This window comes from Schaalia odontolytica (genome assembly GCF_009730335.1).
Classification (GTDB): domain Bacteria; phylum Actinomycetota; class Actinomycetes; order Actinomycetales; family Actinomycetaceae; genus Pauljensenia; species Pauljensenia dentiphila.
The window spans coordinates 76,210-93,259 of the sequence record NZ_CP046315.1 but is presented as its reverse complement, the minus strand read 5'-3'; the positions used below and the strand labels follow the sequence as shown (position 1 = coordinate 93,259).

Here is a 17,050-nt window from a genome sequence, read left to right as displayed (position 1 = left end):
TGCACGCGAATTGTTGGATGCAAGCGCACAAACGGATGTCAGAGCCCGACAGTGTGCCTACAGCGACAGGACCAGGTCCGCGCGCTCCTTCGTGCGATCGACGAGGGCCATGTTCGCCGCGTCCACCGTGCGCACCCAGTGCGCGGCGTCCGCGCGGTCGCGGCCAAAGCTCATGTGTCGCTCGATCAAACGCGACGCAAGCTCCTCGAATGGAGTGTCAATAAAGACGAGCAGGTCGATGAGGCCGCGCACATCCGCCCAGCCGGGCAGCTCAAGGCCCAAGTAGTTGCCCTCCGTGATGACGACGCCGTCGACCTCGACGGGTAGGGAGGCGGCGATGGGCTCGTGCAGGTCGCGCCGGTAATCGGGGGCGAGGACGACGCCGTCCGCGCGGCGCACGCGCCCCAGGAGGGCGACGTATCCGCCCACGTCGAAGGTGTCGGGCGCGCCCTTGTGGTCGGCGATCCTGCGCGCGGCCAGCACCGCGTTGGACATGTGGAAGCCATCCATGGGCGCCAGGCCGGCGACCGGGATGCCGGCCTCGGGCAGGGCGCGCGCCAGCTCGGCGGCGATCGTCGTCTTACCGGTTCCCGGAGGACCGGTCAGGCCCAGCACGCGCACGGGGTCACCGCTGCGTGCGCGCTCGGCCACGGCCTCGACGATGCGCCGGGTGATCGACGAGGCCTGGGCGCACTCAGGGGAGGCGGCAGTTGCCTGCCGTCCTGAGCTCGCCCGTGAGGAAGTCACGGCTTGATGACGGGCAGCGTCGACCAGGGGAAGTTGATCCACTTGTCGGTGTACGCCCACACGTAGTCGGGCTCGATGATGGACACGGGCTTCTTGTAGATGACCACGCTGCGCGCCTCGACGCGCACGGCGGCGGAGCCGTCGAGAGAGAGGCCGTGCTCGTCGATGAGGTCCATGACCATCTTGAGGGTCTTGCCGGAGTCGGCGACGTCGTCGACGACGAGGACGCGCTTGCCGTCCATCGCGGAGATGTCCATGAGCGGGGGAAGCAGCTGGGGCTCCTCGAGGGTTTCGCCGATGCCGGAGTAGAACTCGACGTTCATGGTGCCGATGGCCTTGACGTCCATCGCGTAGGCGATGGCGCCGGCCGGGATGAGGCCGCCGCGCGCGATAGCGACGATGAGATCTGGGATCCAGCCGGAGTCGACGATCTGCTGGGTGAGCTCACGGGACGCGTCGCCGAAGCCTTCCCAGGTGAGGACCTCGCGGTCGGGAGCGGTGGTGGCGTCGGGGCTGGCGGTGGTACCCATGGCTTCCTTCTCTCGGGGGTGTTGGGATCAAGGGTATCGCCGTCGGGTGGGTGTGTGCGCGCCCGTACGGAGAATAAAACTGTGACGTGGGCGGACGCTTGCCTCGTGCGCACTCAGTTGGCGTCGGTAACGCTAACGGCGGCGGATCGAGGCGAGTTCGCGCTCGTATGCGCGCCCGGGCGAGGCGGCCTTTCCTCGGTGCTCCCACGTGAGGATGAGCGCCGGGTTGAAGGCGCGCGAGCACACCCCGCACGAGGAGACACGCCTCGGCGCCCGGTACAGGCGGCGGGTGGCCCCGCAGCGCGGGCACGTCCCCACCCAGGGTGCGTCCGGGGAGGGTAGGAACGAGGGCAACCGGGCGGAATCGGGGGCGCCGAGGGTGCGTGCAGCCCGCTTCCACGCGGCGTCGTGCCCGTGGGAGGGGCCAATGAGGGCGTGGGCGATCTCGTGCAGAATGATGCCCCGGATCGTGTCCGCATCGTACAGGTCGGTGAGTGGCCCGGATAGGCTGATCGTGCGCGAGGTATGCGTGCACGCCCCCGCCCGGCGCTTGGCGCGGTCGAAGCGGAAACGCCAGTCGACCAGGCCAGAAGCGTCCATGAGGGAACGCGCGAGGGCACGTGCCTCCTCGCGCTTCACCGCGCCCCCGCGAGGACACCGAGCAGGCGCTTCATGGAAACCTTGTTGGGGGTGCCCAGGGTCTGGGCGAACATGGACACGCGCAGCTCCTCGGCCATCCACCGCGCCTGAGTGAGCGCGGCGTCTCGGCGGGCGTCGTAGGGCCGACGCTCCAGGGCCTCGCGCGTGGCGGCGATCTCGTCCTCCGCCTGGTGGATGCGGTCCATGTCCTCCAGGTCGCGGGCCCGCGCCCCCGGCGACGAGGCGGCGCGCTCAATGCGCACAGCGCCGGCGCGCAGGTAGCGGGCCAGGTGCGGCAGCGCGGAGGCGGGCGTCGCCGACACGAAACCCTCGTAGAGCAGGGTCTTCCCATGCGCCGCGACGTCCCGCGTGGTCTCTTCGAGCGAGGCCTGGGGGTGGGAGCGCACGGCGGCGTCGGCCTCGGCGCTGGCCTCCAGGGCGCGCACGACGTGGGAGAGGATCTGGTAGACGCGGTCCTCGTGGGCGTCGCGAGCGTCCGCCACGAGCGTCTCGAAGGCCTCGGGGTCGCGCACATCGGCGGGGGTGTTCAGCTCGTCCACGAGGGCGAGGGCCGAGGCCAGCTGCGCGTCGGCGACCAGGTCCGCTGTGTCCGCGTAGGGGGAGGCCGCCAGCATGAGGGCCTCGCGGCCCGTACAGCGCGTGGTCACGCGGTTCGTCGCCAGTGCGACGCGGGAGAGCAGCAGGCGGGCGAGGCCGGCGCGGTGCTCGCGGTCCGCCTCGGCGGCGCTGGCCATGACGCGCACGCCCGCAGCCGGGGCCGCGGTGCTGCCCTGGGGGACCAGTGCAGGGAAGGCTCGCAGTGTCATCGTGCCCGAGGTCTGGGTGATCGAGCGCGGCAGCGTCGGCATCTGCGTGACGCCGTCCGCGTGGAACGCCGGGTCCTGCGCGGGGGCCGAGGCCTGGGCGTCCTTTGGTGCGTGCGTGCCCTTCCCGGCTGCGGACTGCGCGCCCACGTTGGACGCGGATGTGCAGGTGGAGGAATCTTCCCCACCTCGCGCGGCGGCCTTCTCCGAGGCCCCGCGCCCGCGTTTGTTCCTGCGCGCCTGCTTCTCGCCGGCCTCCTCGAGGGCCGCGCGCACGGCCGTGCGCACCGCCTTGTTTGCGTCGCTGGCGAGGGAACGCTGCAGGTAGGCCAGGTCCTTGCCCGCGCCCAGCTCCTTGCCCGACGCGTCGGTGACGACGAAGGTCATGCGCAGGTGATCGGGCAGGTGGGCGCGCGCGTGCGCCAGGTCTGCCTCGCTGAGGTCCACGCCGCGCAACACGCGCACCGCGTGGGCGAGGGCGTCCAGGATGGGGCCCTCGGTGAGGGGGCGGGGCTTGGGCGTCTCGGTGGCAGGCGCGCCCTGCTGGGTGGATTCCGACGCAGGAGCCTCCTTCTGCGCCGCCTTCTTCGGCGCCTTCGCGGGTGAATTGCGCGTCGACAGCTTACCCGACGTCGCGCCCCACGCGGCCAGGCGGCCCATCGCGGCGTCCAGGCTCAGGGGGTCCGGCTCGTCGGAATCCTTGGTCTTCTGCGGGCCTGCGGCGGACTCGTCCGCCGCTGGCGCCGCCTCGACCGGCTCGTCGCCCGCCTGCTCGATCCAGCGAGCCACCGACGCGGCCACGTCCGGCGCGGGGGCCAGCAGGCGGCGCACGCCCTTGGGTAGCGCGCGGATTGCCTCGGTCAGCAGGTCCTCGCGCATGCCGGGCACCAGCCAGTCCGTGCCCGCATCGCTGACGCGCTCGAGCACCTCGATTGGGATGCGCATCGACACGCCGTCGCGCGGGCTACCCGGGGCAAACTCGTAACTCAAGGCCAGCGACAGATCGCCGCACTGCCAGCGATCCGGGAAACCCTCGCCCGAGGTCGCCTCGCGCGGCATCAGCAGGGACGCCGGATAGATCAGCAAATCCGGATGCTCCCGGCGCTTGTCCTTCCACCAGTGGTTGAATGCCGCCGCGCTGGTCACGTGCTCGGGGATCAGGTCGTCGAAGAAACGGAAGCGCGCCTGCTCATCCGCGACGAGGCCGTGGGTGCGGCTACGGCGCTCAACCTCGCGGGCCTGCTCCACCAGTGCCTCGTTTCGGCGTTGGAAAGCGTGCCTCTCCCTCCACTGGCTATCCACCAGGGCGTTGCGAATGAACATCTCGCGGGCCAGCTCACGCGCCGTCGTCCCTTCGCGCGCGGCCGCTAGCTCCTCGAAATGACGCGGCTCAAACGACCCCGACGACAGCGAATCCTTCGACGCCGACACCAACCCGGCCGCCAGCGCCTCCAGCGATCCCGCGCGCGGAGCGTGAGAGCGCGAGGCGGCCACGGCCTCGTCGATGACGAGGTCCCCCAAGCGCCCTAGCAGCACCTCGCGGTCCGCCGCCAGCGTCAGCCCGTAGAGCGTCACGCGCTCGCGGACCATCGCCGCGCCCTTCGCGACCGACCAGAACGGCTCCGAATACGAGCGCTTGAGCAGGACGCGCGCCGCCGGCTCCACCCACTCCGGGCGGATGCGGGCCACCGTGCGCGCGAACAGGCGCGAGGTCTCCACGAGCTCCGCGGTCATCACCCAGGCGGGGTGCCCGCTCATGCCCGAGCCCGGCCAGATCGTGAAGTGCGTGCCGCGGGCGCCCTCGTAGTCGCGCTTTGTCTCGTCCCACGAACCCAGGTAGGACAGCAGGCCGACCAACAGCGAGCGGTGCACCTGGTCCGCGTCCACGCTCGCCGTGCCCTGCCCGTAGGCCAAGACCGCGCGAACGGCCGCGTCCTGCGCGCCGCCGAACTGGGCGGCCTCCACGACGTCGCCCGTCGACGGCTCGCCCATCGGCCCCGCGGCGATTCCCAGCGCCCGCGCCATCTGGCGCAGCTGGCCGACGACGTCGCGCCATTCGCGCCACCGCAGGTAGTGGAAGAACTCCGCGCGGCACATGCGCCGGAACGCCGAGCCCGACAGGTCGCGGGCCTGCACCGCCAGGTAGCGCCACAGGTTCAGGTAGGTGATGAAGTCCGAATGCGGGTCGGCTAGGCGCGCGTGCGAGGCGTCCGCCGTGCCCTGGTGCTCGGCCGGGCGCTCGCGCACGTCCTGGATCGACAGCGCCGCCACGATGACGAGCACCTCCGAGGCGCATCCCCGGCGCTCGGCCTCCAGCAGCATGCGCCCCAGGCGCGGGTCGATCGGCAGGCGCGCCAGGTCCCGTCCGATGCCGGTGAGTCTGTACTGGGACGAGGCCGGGGCCGCGTCCGCGCTCTCACGATCCTGCGCGAGCGCGCTGATCTCCACGAGGAGGGCCACGCCGTCGCGCACCGCGCGCCGATCCGGGGCGTCCAGGAACGGGAAGTCCTCGACGGCGCCCAGGCCCAGGGACGCCATCTGCAAGATGACGCTGGCCAGCGATGTACGCAGGATTTCCGGCTCCGTGAAGCGCGGGCGCGACAGGTAGTCGGCTTGGGAGAACAGGCGGATCGCCACGCCCTCCGCGACTCGGCCGCATCGGCCCGCGCGCTGGTTCGCGCTGGCCTGACTGACCGGCTCGATCGGGAGGCGCTGCACCTTCGTCTTGTTGGAGTAGCGGGAAATACGAGCCAAACCCGGGTCGATGACGTAGCGGATGCCCGGCACCGTCAGCGATGTCTCCGCCACGTTCGTCGCCAGGACCACGCGGCGCAGGCGGTGCGGCTCGAACACGCGATGCTGCTCGGCCGCTGTCAGCCGCGCGTACAGCGGCAGGATCTCGATGTCTCCCGGGCGTGCGCCCTTGTCATCTCCCGCGCGCCGGCCTCGTCCCTTCAAGTGATCGAGGAGGGCCGCCTCCGTGTCGCGGATGTCGCGCTCGCCGGGCAGGAAGACCAGGATGTCGCCGTCGCCCTCCGCGCTCAGCTCGTCCACGGCGTGACAGATCGCGGTCTCCACGTCGATGTCCTCGCCCATGCCGTAGCCCAGCGTCGCCAGCTCGTCGTCCGGGTCCTCGAGGACCAGCTGCATGGGTCCGGAGCTCTGCTCGTCTGCGCTCTCCTCGGGCTCGTCTGCCTGCGTCGATGAGGCCTCGGACCTGTACGAGGAGGGCGTCGTCGGGCCGAGGGGACGGTAGCGGATCTCGACCGGGTATGTGCGGCCCGAGACCTCGATGACCGGCGCCGGCTCGATCAGGCGGCCCGAGCCGGGCGTGCCCTCCCACGTGCCGAAATGGCGCGCGAAACGGTCTGAATCGATCGTCGCCGACGTGATGATGACCTTCAGGTCCGGGCGCGCGGGCAGCAGGCGCGCCACGTAGCCCAGGATGAAGTCGATATTCAGGCTGCGTTCGTGGGCCTCGTCGATGATAAGCGTGTCGTAGCGGCGCAGCATCGGATCCGACTGAATCTCCGCCAGCAAGATGCCGTCCGTCATGAGCTTGACGAGGGTTGTGGGGCCGACCTCGTCCGTGAAACGCACCTGGTAGCCGACCACCTGGCCGCGCTCGCGGCCCACGGTCTGGCCTAGCTCGTCGGCGATGCGGTCCGCGACCGAACGCGCCGCGAGCCTGCGCGGCTGGGTGTGCCCGATCATGCCGGCCACTCCGCGGCCCAGCTGCATGCAGATCTTCGGCAGCTGCGTCGTCTTACCCGAGCCGGTCTCGCCCGACACGATGACCACCTGGTGGTCACGGATGGCGCGGGCGATCTCGTCGCGGCGGGAGCTCACCGGCAGGTCGGGGAAGGAGATGACGGGGATAGCTGCGGCGCGCTCGGCTAGCTGCTCCGGCGTGAAGGGCTTGAAGGGGCGCGCGTGTTCGCGGGGCTGGCGGCCCTCGCGGGTGCGCTTCTCTCGGCCCTGGCGGCCTGCCTGGCCTCGGCGGCGCCGCGCGCTGTCACGCCCGTTGGCGGGGCGACCCGCGTTGCGAGAACGGGGGCCGCGCTCGTTGGGCTCGGACGGAGGCGTGGGGCGAGAGTCAGGCATGATAGCGCCAGTCTAGTCGCTGGCCAGAGGCGGCCGCCGGTCAGGCGGAGGGCGCCTCGTCCTGCAGGTCTTCGTCGAAGCGCGTTACCGGCGCCTCCAGTTGCAGATCCACGAGGGCGCACGCCAGCTCGTCGATCTCCTCCCCCTGGTACACACGCTCCCTCCACGAGGCCGGGATGGCCTCGATCCCATAGAATGCGCCGCCCAGCTGCCCGTAAATCGCGGCGTTCGTATCCGAGTCACCGCCCATGTTGGCGATCGCCAGGGTTGCATCCTTGAAGGAAGGGAAATCCAGCAGGCCGTGCACCGCCAGGCGAAGACCGTTCACGATGTAACCGCTGGTCTCAGCCTCCCACGACGCCCGAACCCGCGGATCCGGGCTGATCACCCGCGCGGCCACCTCGTCGAACGGCTGACCCGTCGACGCCCAGGACACGTCCATGAGCTGCTCCGGGGACCAGCCCAGCAGCGCGCCAACCAGCAGGGCGGCGAAGACCTCGGTGGCGGCCTCGGCCTCGACGGAAAAATGCGTCTCGCGTGCGCTCAAGCGAGCGGTCGCGACGACCTCGCGAGGGGAACGCGAGCGGAACCCAGCGATCACCATGGGCGCCAGGCGCATGATCGCGCCGTTACCCGCGCTGGTCGTACGCTCTGCGGTCACAGGCACACGCGGATCGTGCTCGAAATCGAATAGCGCGGCGCGCACCTGGCCGCCGATGTCGAAACACCTGTCCGTCGACGAACGGTAACCCTCCGAAAACCAACGCTGGTAGCGGTCCATCACGTCGAACGAGTCGTAGCGGCCCTGCGCCAGCAGGGAATCCGCGATGCACAGAGCCATCGACGTGTCATCCGTCCACTGCCCGGGCTTCAGGAGGAAAGGCCCTCCGCCCACCATGTCCGTGATCGGATCGAAAGTGCCCGCCCACTTGAACTCATTCGTGGTGCCCACCGCGTCGCCGACAGCCAGGCCCATGAGGGCGCCGCGCGCCCGAGAAAGAAAAACCGACATGCCCCAAGTGTCGCACAGGGGGCCGCCAGCTGGACCCCGGCCTCGTCCCGTTCCGTCCCGGCGTGGAAGACTCAGGCGATCGATGTACCGAACAGCCAACCCAGCAGGTACGTGACACCCGCGGCGCCGTAGCCCACAATGAGCTGGCGCAGCGCGCGGGGCGCGGGGGACTGGCCGGACAGGATGCCGACCACGCCGCCCGTGAACAGCAGGGCGACGCCGACGATCACGGCCGCGACGACGATCGCCGCCAGGCTGGTCATGCCCAGCAGGTAGGGAATCAGAGGGAAGAACGCGCCCGCCGCGAAGAAACAGAACGAGGACAGCGCCGCCTTCACGGGCGTGCCCACCTGGTCGCCCGCACCGTCCGACTCGGGGCTGCCGCCCAGTGCAGCGCGTACCGCGATCGCGCCGGACTCGCCGTTCGCAGGCTTGGCGAGGCGCACGAAAACCTGCCTCGCGTGCCGCTCGGCCTCCTCCTCGCTCTCGCCGCGCGCGCGGAATACGAGCGCCAGCTCGTTCGCGTCCACGTCCAGGTCCGGCACCGCCTGATGCGCGTCTGGGTCGGGGATCGAGGCGTCGAGCAGCTCGCGCTGACTGCGCACGCTCACCCACTCGCCGGCCCCCATTGACAGGGCACCCGCGAGCAGGCCCGAAATGCCCGTCAGGAGAACGACATGGGGCTCCACGCCCGTCGCCGCCACACCCAGCACGAGTGCCAGGTTCGACACGAGGCCGTCGTTCGCGCCGAAGACCGCCGCGCGGAACGTGCCCGCCAGGGTCTCGCGGGACTTTGCCGCCAGGGAACGAATGACCTCGGCGTGAATGTGCTCGTCCGCCTGCATGTGCGCGGGAACATCGTCATCCACGTCGCGGGCGGAACGCTGCTCCGCGCGCTGGGCCATCGCCAGAATGAAAATCGTGCCAAAAAGGTGTGCGAGGACGGACGCGGCGCGCGTGCGCAGCGGCGGTTTGGGAGCGGGCAGGGCGTGGTCGCCCAGGCGCGCCAGCCAATACTCCTCGTGGCGGCGCTCCGCCTCCTCGAGCTGCAAGAGGACCGCGCGCTCCTCGCCCGTCCGGCGCTCAGAAAGATCGCGGTAGGTGCGAGCCTCCATGCGCTCCTCAGCCAGGTGCTTGCGCCAGCGCTTAATCTGCGCGCGTGATGGCTCCTGAGTGTTGAGCTGTGGGTCTGCACTCACGGCCTCGTTCCCCACCGCGCTCAACGCTGCGTCGTGGAGGAGGTGGCCTGCGCGTCAACCGTCGTCGGCTCGGAGGCGGGGGCGCCGAAAAGGCGTTCCTTCACGGCGTCGGCGACCTTATCGGTCACCTGTTCGCCGCCCGCACGCACGAGGTCGGACATCTTCTGGCCCGCCGCATCCAGGGGGCGTGCGACGATCGGGAGACGGCGCAGCTTCGAGGCGTTCGCGCGGATCTGCTCGTAGCGCTCGCGGCCTGCTCGGGTGCCCAGGACGTATCCGATGCCAATTCCGATGAGGATTCCAGTCTTAGTTCCCATGAATGTCCTTCTCTCGCTGCAGGTCGTGGGGCGTCCCGTTGTGGCGGGTGTTTCGCAATCCCCGTGGGCGCGGCTCTCACCGGCGCGTATGCGTGCCATCTTAGTGGCGTTGCCTGCCGCGCCGCACGATCCTCACCATGAGTGGGGATTATTCACGGATGCTTCTCGTCTCAGATGTCCCCTTGTCACATTCGTGCACAGTGTGGGCCCCTCTTTCCGTGAGTGGTCCGCACGCGCTATGTTTATAGCGTGACTCAGATAACGATTGAGACGCCCCGGGGAGTGTCCCTCTCCGGTACATTCACGCGTCCCGTGGACTGCCGCGACGCCGCGGTGATCTTTTCTCACACCTTTTTATCGGATCGTCACGCATCGGGCATGTTCGATTCACTCGGTCGTGCACTGCGTCGCACCGGCTATGCCACCCTCACCTTCGACTACTCCGGCCACGGCGCCTCGGGCGACGAAATCATCACCTTCGACCCCCTCATCGAAGACTTCCGCTCCGCGTCCGGCTGGCTCGCCGACCAGGGCTTCGCGCGCCAAATCTGCGTCGGCCACGAGTTTGGCGCCGCCGTCGCGCTGCGCTCGCGCTCGCCCGCCGTGCAGACATACGTGCTGGTCTCCCCGGTCCTCGGTCCCCTTTCCTACGACTGGAACCTCGTGTTCTCCGACGTGCAGCTCTCCGACCTTGAGCACCACGGGGCCACGACCGTGCCCGACGACTCCGAGTCCGTGCGCCGGCAGTTCACGATCTCCAAGCGCACCCTCGCCGACATGTCCATGGTCTCCGGTGAGGACGCGCTGCGCGGTCTCAGCGTCCCGGTGCTCATCACGCACGACTCCTTCGATGAGGAGACCGGTCTGCTCGACCGCACGCGCGAGGTCTTCCACTTGCTGCCCGACGGCTCCCTCGTCGAAATGACCGCTGCCCCCGACGGCATCGCGGGCGAGTACACGCCGGTCGACGGCGTGCCCATCATCGACGAGGCCGTGGATCGCGCGCTCGCCGCCTCCGGTTCGGCGCACCTGCCTACCCTGGCGGATGTTGCCGCCAAGTGGGCGAGCCGCTGGGTGCCCGTGAGTCGCTGATCGCCTGATTTCCGGCGCTGCTTGTTGCGCCGCTGGTGTTCCGGGCGCCGCGTGGCCTGCCCGCCCGCGAGATCGCCACACGCGAGCTTTCGGCTCGGAGTGGTCGATGTCGAAGCCCGCCCGTGCCCTCCGGTCCCTCCGGCGCCCTCCACACCGGCGGCACTGTGTCGCTGTGCGTGGCTGAGTGCGTTGGCGCGAAGCTCGCCCTGGCCCGCCGCCGCCCACCGGCTCTGCGGCCTGGCTCACTTCATATCCGGGCCATTGCACCCTTATTGGCTAGGCCTTGCCGACGCCTGTGGGCACCGCGGCCATGCCCTGCAGACCAGGTAGTGCGGTTGTCTGAAACCGGTGTCGCCTTTGCTCGCTCGTACGTGCGTGGGGTTGAAACCGTCATCGCCTGTGCGGGTGAGACATGGGTGTTTTTGGTGCGTTTTTCGGTTGCAGTGGTGTTGTTGGTTTCAATGGTTGCTGTTCAGGGGCGCGCAGTGGTGATGGGGGTTTCATGCTGGCCTGCATCTGTGGCTGCAGAGGTGTCATTGGTTTCAAAGTCGCCACGTGGCTGTGTCCTGTGCGCAAAATAGTTCGCCCTGCTTGGTCTGATGGTGGGCGAATGCGTGAGTAAGTTCGCCCAGCGCACGAGATAAGGCCTAGAATCCGCGGTTTGTGGCGTGCTGGGCGAGTTTTTTGTGAAAACACCGTAGTAGGGGCTGCGCTGGGCGAACTTTGTCGCGGGCCAGCAGCCGCGGGATCCCGCCGGGCAACTCGTGCCCCGCCAGCGGCCACCTACCAGCCGCGCACCAGCTCAGCGAGAGCCCGGGAAGTCAGCCACTGCCTCGTGCCGAAGGAAGACACAGACACTGCGGCGACGGACGAGGCAAAGCGGATGAGGCGCTCCGGGTCAGCGTCCCCGCCGCGCTCGATCGCCCACACGAAAGCCCCATGGAAAGCGTCGCCCGCCCCCAGCGTTGATGCGTCTGGGACGGCTTCGACGGGAATCTCGCCGCTCGTGCCATCCCACCAGTACTGCACGGTCCGATCCCCGCGCGTGCGCACAGTGCGCGTGGCGCCGAAGCCTCGCAGGAACTCGGCGACCTGCGCCCCGTCCGGACGCGCCATCAGCGGCGGCGCGAAATCCTCCGACACGACCGCGATGTCGACGAAGCCCAGCAGGGGAGTGAGCCACTCCTTCCATGAGCCGCCATCCAGGATGCGCGGGTGCGGCGGGCGAGCCTCGAGTGGGGCGAACGGGTCCTCCCCGTCGACCTCGGGTACGCCCAGCGTGAGGGCCGCGTGCGCGAGCGCCGGGTTGTGCCCGTCGATGAGGACCGCGCCGACCCGCTCGGGCAGATCGGTCGCCACGCGCTCCGCGTCGGCGTCGAGCCGCGCGTTCGTGGAGGCCACCATGCGACCGCTCGGGTGCTCAATGATCGAGGACACTGCGGGCTCGCGCGACGCGGGGGACGAGGCCGGGGCCGTCGCGTCCACGACGCGCACACCCACGGCCGCCAGGTCGGCTGCAAGGAAGGCTGACACCGGACCTTCGCCGAGCGCTGTCAACAGAATCGGCGTTTCCTCAGAGTCAGCGGGAGCGCCCGAGGCGGCCCCGGCCTCGTCCTCAGGATCAGAAACAACACGCGAGGCCGCGCACAGCGCCGCGTACGTGACGGCCGCGTTCGTCGCGGGACCGCCTGCGGCCATCGTGAATTCCGTTGACGTGACCTTCAGGGAAGGGTCCGGCACGTGGTCGAGTCGATGCAGGACATCCAGGGTCGTGAGCCCGGCGAAGAGAGCAGTCATGGGGACATTGTCGCACCCGGTGGCCGTGCGAGACGGGATGGCCATGGCTCTCGCTGATAGGCCGACAAACCCTGTAGCATATGAACAACGACACTCATCGACTCCTCCGGATCGCCATGCACCTGCTCGACGCGCTGAACAACTCCCTGCCCGAGGTCTTCCGAGCCATTGATCTCATGGGCGTTCTCCTCAACGGTATCCTCGGCGGCAAAGTTGCCCGAGAACGCAACTTCGACGCCGTCGGCTTCTGCATTCTCGCTATCATGACGGCGCTCGCGGGCGGCATGATCCGTGACCTGCTCCTGACGACGCGCACCGGAGCGCCCGTCGCCATCACGGACCCCTACTACCTGGGGTTCGCGATCGTCGGCGCTCTCATCGCGATGGCCTTCCGCATGGATTCGCGCGCGTGGTCGGTGCTCCTCGTGATCGCCGACGGCATGGTGCTGGGCTGTTGGAGTGCGACCGGTGCGATCAAGACCCTCGACGCGGGGTTCGCGATCATGCCGGCGATCCTCATGGGCATCATGACGGCGATCGGCGGCGGCATGGTCCGTGACATCTCCGCAGGCCTCGTGCCGCGCGTCTTTGGTGGCAACAACCTCTACGCGACCCCCGCGTTCGCGTGCTCGCTGGTCACCGTCATCTTCTGGCACATGGGCCAGCCGGTCCTGGGCATGGGCGCGTCCATCATCGTGGGCCTCGTGTTCACAGGAATGGCGCACTGGCGCCGCTGGAAGCTTCCCCAGACCCGCGAGTGGACCATCACTCTCACATATTCGCAGTTAAAAGCTCTGCGTGGGGGCAAGCGTTAGTATGGCGGTGTGACTCCCAAATCAACACCCGCTTCTTCAGCTCCCGCCGCGTCGGCCGCCTCCGCGCGTAAGCCGTTCAAGACATGGCACCTGTCCATGATGGCCCTGGGCCTCGCCATCGGTGCTGGCTTCTTCCTGGGCACGGGTTCCGCGATCCATCAGGCCGGTCCGGCTGTCATCGTGTCCTACGCCCTGGCGGCCATCATCGTCGTGTCGGTCATGCTGGCTCTCGCGGAACTGGCCTCGTCTCTGCCGTCGACGGGGTCCTTCTCGTCCTACGCCGAGGCTGGGATCGGTCGGTGGGCCGGGTTCACGATCGGGTGGCTGTATTGGGTCATGCTCATCATGGTGTCGGGTCTGGAGGTGACGGGCGCGGCGACGTTCTTCGTCGGCTGGTTCCCCGCAGTTCCGCAGTGGGTGGTTGCCCTCGTAATTGTCGTTGTTATTGGCGGTATTAACCTGCTGGCGGCCGGGCAGTACGGTGAAATCGAGGCCTGGCTGTCGATGGTGAAGATCGTCGCGATCATCGCCTTCCTGGGCGTGGGCGTGTACCTGGTTGCGCGCACGGCGATCGTCGGCCCCCTGCCGGGTCACGAGGGCGTGCTGCAGAACGTGCTGGGGCATAACGGTTTCGCACCCAATGGCCTGTCGGGTATCGCGGTCGCTCTCCTGGCGGTCATCACGTCCTTCGGTGGCCTGGAGATCGTGACGATCGCCGCCGCCGAGGCCGAGGATCCCCGCGCCGCCATGAGCAGCGCGATTCGCTCGGTCGTCACCCGTATCCTCGTGTTCTACGTCGGGTCCGTCATCCTGCTGATAGCGCTGCTGCCCTGGGACAGCGAGGCGATGAATACGAACGCTTTCGCTGCGATCCTTGAAATGGCGGGCGTCCCTGCGGTCGGTACGCTCATGAACGTCATCATCTTCATGGCGCTGATTTCCGCGTTCTCTGCGAACATCTACGCCTCCTCCCGCATGGCCTACTCACTGTCTGCGCGCGACATGGGACCGCGCTGGCTGCTGGGTGCCTCGGCCTCCAATAAGGCGCGCGCACGTTCCGTCGTTGAGGCGGCCCTCGAGGACGACGAGGCGCTCCTGGCTACCGAGCTCCAGGGTGACATTGAGGCTGGACGGACCCCGAAGCGCGCGGTCGGCCTCGTCGTCGTGCTGGCGCTGCTGGCCGTCCTGGGTAACTGGTACCTGCCCGGTTCGATCCTGACCATGCTCATTAACGCGATCGGTATGGTTCTGCTGATCGTGTGGACGTTCATCATCATCTCGCTGATGCGTTTGCACCCCTCGCTGGAGCGCTCGGGCTCTCTCGTGATTCGTATGCCCGGGTGGCCGTGGCTGCCGTGGCTGGTCCTCGCGGGTCTGGGTGGGATCGGTGTCCTCATGCTCATGAGCGACGAGGGCCGGGCTCAGCTGGTCTCCATGGGTGCGCTCACGCTTGTGATCGTAGCGATTTACTTCGTGCGCCAGCTGGTGGGGTCGCGCAAGAGGGCCTAATTATCCACAGGCACTCGCCGCCTGGACGCAGATGCCGGTGGGTGGGTGCATCATGAGGGCACCCCGACCGCTCGGGGTGCCCTCATTGTGTGAGTGTTGTGAGAGGAAGAAGAGGGAGATGGCGCGCAAGCGACGCAGGAGCGTTGGGGACACGGTCCTCCTGCTGGTGATTCTCGCGGCGCTCGTGTGGGCGTTCGCGCCCGGCGTCGGCTGGGATCTGCTGGGCCTGCGTTCGCGCCTGGGGTGGCCGCCGCTGCGCAGCGGGCAGGCGCTGTCCTCTCTGCCGGATAGCGAGGCTGCCCGCCAGCTGCGTGAGCTCACGGTCCGAGAGTCGGTCGACGATCCGGCCGCGCCGGCGTATGACCGCGAGGCCTTCGGGCAGCGCTGGGCGGACACCGACCGCAACGGCTGCGACACCCGCAATGACATTCTTGCCCGCGACCTGGCGCGCCCCACTTTCAAGCCGGGCACGCGCGATTGCGTGGTCCTGTCGGGCACGCTCGCTGAGCCCTACACGGGTGCCACGATCGAGTTCCAGAGGGGGGACAAGACCTCGTCCCTGGTGCAGATCGACCACGTCGTCGCCCTCGCGGACGCGTGGCGCTCGGGCGCCTGGCAGTGGGACGCGCAGCGCCGCCAGGAATTCGCCAACGACCCGGAGAACCTGCTCGCGGTGGATGGCCAGGCTAACGAGGACAAATCGGCCTCGTCCGCGGATCAGTGGCTGCCGCCCAATACCGCGTTCCGCTGCGACTACGTGAAGCGCCAGATCGCCGTCAAAAACGCGTACGGGCTGAGCGTGACTCGGGCTGAACAGGACGCGCTCGCCGAGCAGCTGTCTATCTGTTCCGGGTGATGGGCGGGGTGCTAGCCCTGCGCCATGCGCCGTTGTGACGCGCAGTTCTGACCAGCAATTTCCAGTGGTTTCCCAGGCGTTTTCTCACGATGTGTCCATCTCGTGTGGAACTGAGCGCACGTCCGCAACATTGCCCGATAACGCCGGTAATGTTCCCCTCAAGGGGAGGGGTGACATGTACACGGCAATTAACTGGGCGCTTGATCTGGGCCTTTACGTCACTGTCTGCGCGATCACGTGCGCGCTGTGGTGGTGGTTCGGGCGCCGAGGTGAACCCAGTGTCACCGCGGGGCGTGCCGAGGCCTCGACCGACTCCGTTCAGAGCGCCGGGCGGGTGAGCCGTGCGCGCCTGACCGTCGTTCAAGCATTGCCGCTCATCTATCGTCGCTCGAAACAGACGAGTGCGCTCCTGCCTCGCGAGGAGAACCCGGACACCCCGACGACGGCAGAGATTCCCGCGGTCGCGGTCCCCGCCTCGTCGAAGTGGAGGCTCCCGCGCGCCCTGCCTCTCGCCTGGATTCTGTACGTGGCAGGCCTGCTGATTTTCACGCTGCTGCCGCTGCCCTCCGACCCGGTGGCTGCGTGTGCCGCGATCATCCACTGGGATAACTACACGCCGTTCGGATCGTTCGTGGCTGTCGCCGACCAGTTCCGCGACGGCGAGAGTCTGCGTGGCACCCTGTACGCGCTGTCGATCCTGCTGAACATCGCGCTGTTTGTGCCCCTGGGGTCCCTCGTGGAGACCACGTGGCGCATCCGCCGCATGCGGCGTGCCCCCGAGGGTGCGCCCGCCGACGGATCTCGCCTGGCTCGATCGATCCCGCACCGCCGCGTCCTGGCGTGGGTGGTGATCGGCTGTGCTGTCTCCTGCCTTATCGAGCTGACCCAGTACACGGGCCTGTTCGGCGTCGTGCCCTGCACCTACCGAGTCGTCGACATCGACGACATCATCATGAACACGCTGGGCACCTACGCGGGCGTGCGCCTGCTGCCCTTCATGGCACGCAACTCGCGCTTCATGGGTGCGTAGCCGTCCATTCCGACAATGTGATGCAGACGTGCTCAAACGTCACGTCAGAGGAAGCGACGGCGATGACAAGCTCGTACACGTCATCGTTGGAAACGGTCTCCCGGATCTCGAGCGCGTTGAGTGATAGGAAAACGGAACATGCGGCCCATGCAAGGCGTTTGTTTCCATCGATGAGCGCGTGATTTTTCGTGAGCGACTCGAGGAGGGCTGCGGCTTTGGCGGCGGTGGACGGGTAGGCGTCCTGGCCCATCAACGTTGTTTGGGGGCGCAGTGCCGCCGCATTGAGGAGGCCGAGATCCCGGACAGGACCGATTCTCAGTGCAGTCATAATATCCAGGAGGTCCTCAAGCGAGAGAAACTCGCACGGCATAGTGTTACTGGCCGAGTCGCTCAAGTGCGTCCCCCCAGCGCTCAACGGTTTGGTTGAGTGCGTCGGTGACGCGCTGACGGTGGGTCATGCGGTTGAATTCCTCATCGATGGCGCGCAGCACTGCATCGTGTTTGGACGTGCCGGAACGCTGGGCGAGCTCGTCCAGCTTGCGTGCGTGTTCCTCGTCGAGTCGAAGTGTCATAGCCATA

The 17,050-nt window shown here is 68.3% G+C and carries 15 protein-coding genes; 5 read left to right on the top strand and 10 right to left on the bottom strand.

All coding sequences use genetic code 11. From position 1 onward, the window contains the following. Nucleotides 1-57 precede the first annotated feature (57 nt). From FOC40_RS00420 to FOC40_RS00390, 7 genes are all read right to left on the bottom strand, one after another. The gene (locus FOC40_RS00420; protein ID WP_003796870.1) at nucleotides 58-747 is read right to left on the bottom strand and encodes an AAA family ATPase; all 690 of its coding nucleotides are present in this window, start codon (nucleotides 745-747) and stop codon (nucleotides 58-60) included. After that, entirely contained in the window at nucleotides 744-1,277 is a 534-nt protein-coding gene (locus tag FOC40_RS00415) for a phosphoribosyltransferase (RefSeq protein WP_003796867.1), read from the bottom strand. Before FOC40_RS00415 ends, FOC40_RS00420 begins: the two co-directional genes overlap by 4 nt. Nucleotides 1,278-1,409: 132 nt before the next feature. Further along, nucleotides 1,410-1,916: a SprT-like domain-containing protein gene (locus FOC40_RS00410; RefSeq protein ID WP_003796864.1), complete on the bottom strand. Its 507-nt coding sequence runs from the start codon at nucleotides 1,914-1,916 to the stop codon at nucleotides 1,410-1,412. Then, on the bottom strand, nucleotides 1,913-6,844 hold the full coding sequence (locus FOC40_RS00405; RefSeq protein WP_155844082.1) for a DUF3418 domain-containing protein: 4,932 nt from the start codon (nucleotides 6,842-6,844) through the stop codon (nucleotides 1,913-1,915). The genes FOC40_RS00410 and FOC40_RS00405 overlap by 4 nt, the downstream gene beginning before the upstream one ends. Nucleotides 6,845-6,884: 40 nt before the next feature. Further along, nucleotides 6,885-7,856 carry an ADP-ribosylglycohydrolase family protein gene (locus FOC40_RS00400; RefSeq protein ID WP_003797371.1) on the bottom strand — a complete coding sequence of 324 codons (972 nt, stop codon included), beginning with the start codon at nucleotides 7,854-7,856 and terminating at the stop codon, nucleotides 6,885-6,887. Nucleotides 7,857-7,927: 71 nt separating this feature from the next. Beyond that, nucleotides 7,928-9,079, bottom strand: coding sequence for a VIT1/CCC1 transporter family protein (locus FOC40_RS00395; protein ID WP_003797369.1), 1,152 nt, complete (start codon nucleotides 9,077-9,079; stop codon nucleotides 7,928-7,930). Then, nucleotides 9,076-9,372: a hypothetical protein gene (locus FOC40_RS00390; protein ID WP_003797367.1), complete on the bottom strand. Its 297-nt coding sequence runs from the start codon at nucleotides 9,370-9,372 to the stop codon at nucleotides 9,076-9,078. The genes FOC40_RS00395 and FOC40_RS00390 overlap by 4 nt, the downstream gene beginning before the upstream one ends. 378 nt (nucleotides 9,373-9,750) lie before the next feature. Between FOC40_RS00390 and FOC40_RS00385 the strand changes: the two genes are divergently transcribed. Beyond that, the gene (locus FOC40_RS00385) at nucleotides 9,751-10,464 is read left to right on the top strand and encodes an alpha/beta hydrolase (protein WP_003797364.1); all 714 of its coding nucleotides are present in this window, start codon (nucleotides 9,751-9,753) and stop codon (nucleotides 10,462-10,464) included. A gap of 783 nt (nucleotides 10,465-11,247) precedes the next feature. Here the strand turns inward: FOC40_RS00385 and FOC40_RS00380 are convergent. Further along, nucleotides 11,248-12,261, bottom strand: coding sequence for a PfkB family carbohydrate kinase (locus FOC40_RS00380; protein WP_231126025.1), 1,014 nt, complete (start codon nucleotides 12,259-12,261; stop codon nucleotides 11,248-11,250). Between the two features lie 116 nt (nucleotides 12,262-12,377). Here FOC40_RS00380 and FOC40_RS00375 point away from each other — a divergent pair, with 116 nt between their 5' ends. From FOC40_RS00375 to FOC40_RS00360, 4 genes are all read left to right on the top strand, one after another. Continuing rightward, nucleotides 12,378-13,076, top strand: a complete 699-nt coding sequence (locus FOC40_RS00375) for a trimeric intracellular cation channel family protein (protein WP_034512020.1) — start codon at nucleotides 12,378-12,380, stop codon at nucleotides 13,074-13,076. Nucleotides 13,077-13,172: 96 nt separating this feature from the next. Continuing rightward, on the top strand, nucleotides 13,173-14,585 hold the full coding sequence (locus FOC40_RS00370; RefSeq protein WP_003797360.1) for an amino acid permease: 1,413 nt from the start codon (nucleotides 13,173-13,175) through the stop codon (nucleotides 14,583-14,585). Nucleotides 14,586-14,703: 118 nt separating this feature from the next. After that, complete coding sequence (locus tag FOC40_RS00365; RefSeq protein WP_003797354.1) at nucleotides 14,704-15,441, top strand: HNH endonuclease family protein; 738 nt, start codon at nucleotides 14,704-14,706, stop codon at nucleotides 15,439-15,441. A 175-nt stretch (nucleotides 15,442-15,616) separates the two neighbouring features. Next, nucleotides 15,617-16,471, top strand: a complete 855-nt coding sequence (locus FOC40_RS00360; RefSeq protein ID WP_003797352.1) for a VanZ family protein — start codon at nucleotides 15,617-15,619, stop codon at nucleotides 16,469-16,471. Here FOC40_RS00360 and FOC40_RS00355 read toward each other — a convergent pair. Continuing rightward, nucleotides 16,458-16,841 carry a type II toxin-antitoxin system death-on-curing family toxin gene (locus FOC40_RS00355; protein WP_003797350.1) on the bottom strand — a complete coding sequence of 128 codons (384 nt, stop codon included), beginning with the start codon at nucleotides 16,839-16,841 and terminating at the stop codon, nucleotides 16,458-16,460. The genes FOC40_RS00360 and FOC40_RS00355 overlap by 14 nt on opposite strands. Nucleotides 16,842-16,845: 4 nt before the next feature. Continuing rightward, complete coding sequence (locus FOC40_RS00350) at nucleotides 16,846-17,049, bottom strand: type II toxin-antitoxin system VapB family antitoxin (RefSeq protein ID WP_003797348.1); 204 nt, start codon at nucleotides 17,047-17,049, stop codon at nucleotides 16,846-16,848. Nucleotide 17,050: the final 1 nt, after the last annotated feature.